This window comes from Rodentibacter rarus (assembly GCF_001998965.1).
Taxonomy (GTDB): domain Bacteria; phylum Pseudomonadota; class Gammaproteobacteria; order Enterobacterales; family Pasteurellaceae; genus Rodentibacter; species Rodentibacter rarus.
In genome coordinates, this window is the sequence record NZ_MLHJ01000163.1 from 1 (window position 1) to 1,894 (window position 1,894).

The 1,894-nt window shown below is 45.3% G+C and carries 2 protein-coding genes; both read right to left on the reverse strand.

The genetic code is table 11. The annotated features are described in order from the left end of the window. Positions 1–88: 88 nt before the first annotated feature. Positions 89–1,492, reverse strand: a complete 1,404-nt coding sequence (locus tag BKK50_RS12165) for an MDR family MFS transporter (protein ID WP_077418493.1) — start codon at positions 1,490–1,492, stop codon at positions 89–91. After that, the coding region (mobB, locus tag BKK50_RS12170) for a molybdopterin-guanine dinucleotide biosynthesis protein B (RefSeq protein WP_077418495.1) at positions 1,489–1,894 on the reverse strand (406 nt) is incomplete at its 5' end. The genes mobB and BKK50_RS12165, both read right to left, overlap by 4 nt.

Below are 1,894 nucleotides of genomic sequence, written 5' to 3' on the forward strand. Positions count from 1 at the left end.
TGTTTTTGTGCATTGGCGACATAATACCGCACGTGATTTTAACGCCAAAATAGAAAAATAACCATAAATCAAGCGAGAATTATCTGGTCTAATCACTCAATTTTGATGTTTGACGCAAATGATCGCCATCCGTCTTATGCAGTCTAACTAATGTACAAATTAATGCAATAGCAAAAAGCGAGGAGGTTAAAAAGGTATAGCTGAAGGCGTGTTGCAATAATTCGCCTTCATTACCGAAAAATTGGCGGTAAACATTCAAGATAATGGATGAGACGGCAATCCCAAAACCAATCCCCACTTGTTGGACAATGCTCAGTATCGTTGAGCCTGCGCCCGCTTGTGATGGGGAAAGATCACCCACCGCCAGCGTATTCACCGCCGTGAAAATCATCGACATACAGGCACCATACCACATTAAATTCATCACAATCCGGACAAGTGCGGTTTGGTTATCCCACCACGCCATCGCCATTATTCCCAAAGCCATTAAAAGTGCGGATGAAATTAGCGTTGTTTTATAGCCGAATTTATTCAGAATATGCCCGATGACGGTTTTGAATATCACCGACATTAAGGCGATAGGCGCAAGCAGCCAACCAGACATTTCTGCACTAAAACCAAAGGAAAGCTGAAACATCAACGGCAATAAAAAAGGAATGCCGGAAGCGGATAAACGAATAAATAAATTGGCGAGTATGCTTAGGGTGAATGTCCGTGTGCGGAAGAGGGAAAGGGGGAGAATTGCCCGTTCATTGCCTTTTGCATACATTACATAAATCATTAACAAGCCGATACCGACCATCAGTGAACCATAGGTGAGGAATGGATTTTGATGGGTTTCACCCAGTAGATCTAAACCGAGCGTTAATCCCACCAAACCGAGGGCGAATAATAAAAAACCGGTCCAATCCAGTTTTTCTTCGCCGCCTTTGATATTGTCCATCACGTGACCTGCCGCCCAAATGCCGACTATGCCAATGGGAATGTTGATAAGGAAAATCCAATGCCAAGTGGCGTGAATCACCAGCCAACCGCCTAATATCGGCCCTAAAATCGGACCGATTAACCCGGCGGTTGCCATTAGATTCCAAGCGTTCAGGAGTTGATGTTTAGGAACGGATTGAATAATGGCTAAACGGGCGATGGGCATCATAAATGCCCCGCCAATGCCTTGGATAATTCGTGCAAGGATAAGGCTTTCTAAATTAGGCGCCGCCGCACAAGCCACGGAACCCAATACAAAGGTGAAAACGGCACAGCGAAACACCGTGAGTGTACCAAATTTTGCTGCCGCCCATGCGGTGAGAGGAATAAATAAGGCGACCGCTAAGGAATAGGCGATGATCGCCATTTGCATTTCAAACGCCGGTTTATGCAGATCCATAGAAATTGCCGGTAATGCGGTGTTTAAAATGGTGGCATCAAGGCTTTGCATAAAAAGCGCCATGGCTGCCACCCAAGCTAAGCCTTGGTAAGTATGGGGATCCCTCATTTTATTTCCTGTGATCGAAACCAATGTTCAACAAAATCGGCTATCTGTGGAATACGGTTAATGTCTAACAAAGTGCGGTCGGTTTCAAGGGAATAATTGGTGGCAAGGGCAAGGACATCATTGTCGATTTCCGGCAAGGGTTTTGTCATTTCTTGGCGGTGCAAAAGAATTTTCGGTATTGGTTCTTGTTTAAACCCTTCCACCAGAATTAAATCCGTGCGTGTTTTATCAAATTGTTGAGCCAATTTATCGAGTGAAACCGGCGTGGGGGTTTCTGTCATCAGCGCCCAGCGGTGATCTGATACCATCATCACTTGGGCAGAGCCTGCCGCTTTCATCCGCCAACTGTCTTTTCCTTCTTTATCCACTTGTGCATTATGGTGGCTGTGTTTGATCACCGAA

Bases quoted from the DNA above. Each gene is read 5' to 3' on its own strand.
- BKK50_RS12165 (WP_077418493.1), bottom strand. From the start codon at position 1,492: ATGAGGGATCCCCATACTTACCAAGGCTTAGCTTGGGTGGCAGCCATG.